Consider the following 744-nt stretch of genomic DNA (forward strand, 5'->3'; position numbering starts at 1 on the left):
AATCCGATGATAATGTGAATTTCATTGTCAGTAAATCAGGAACTATAATTAATGTTGACTTACCTACTGATGCTGTTTATGGTGAAAACTCCACTATTGCTGGTAATATCACTGATGTTAATGGTAATCTAATAAACGGAACATACAACATCACAGTAACTATCAATGGTGTAGATCACAATGTAACTGTTATCAATGGTCTTTGGAGTTTAACAATACCTAATACAAATGTAGGAATAGCTAATGTAGATATATTTTTCTCTGGAAACAATAACTACAACAATGCAACAATAGCTAATAGCTATACTGTTAATCCAAAGAATCTTGGAACTAAAATCACAATAACATCAACAAGAAACGGTAATAAAATTACCTACAAAATCACACTAAAAGACAACCAAGGAAACATACTAGCTAACCAAAATCTTAGTTTAACTATTGCAGGTAAAAATGTGAGTCTTAGGACAAATGGTCAAGGGATTGCACAGTACACATATACAGCAACTAAAGCAGGAAAATACTACGCAAACGCAGCATACAACGGACTAAACACTGAAAACATCATCTACGGCTCTTCCAGTGCAAAATCCAACACTATATCAATCACAAAAACAAGTATAAAAGTCTATCATGTTGCTAAGAGTGCTAAAACTGTAAAATATCATGGTAAAAGATACAGAGTTTATTATAAAACTTATTATATTAAAAATTATGGTATTTTAACAGGTTCTAAACTATTCAAGA

Annotated in this window: 1 pseudogene; it reads left to right on the forward strand. The window is 31.3% G+C overall.

Going from position 1 to position 744, the window contains the following annotated elements:
* Positions 1 to 744, forward strand: a pseudogene (locus tag MBCUT_RS11150) (Ig-like domain repeat protein); the annotation flags it as partial.

The sequence above is a fragment of the Methanobrevibacter cuticularis genome, from assembly GCF_001639285.1.
GTDB lineage: Archaea > Methanobacteriota > Methanobacteria > Methanobacteriales > Methanobacteriaceae > Methanobaculum > Methanobaculum cuticulare.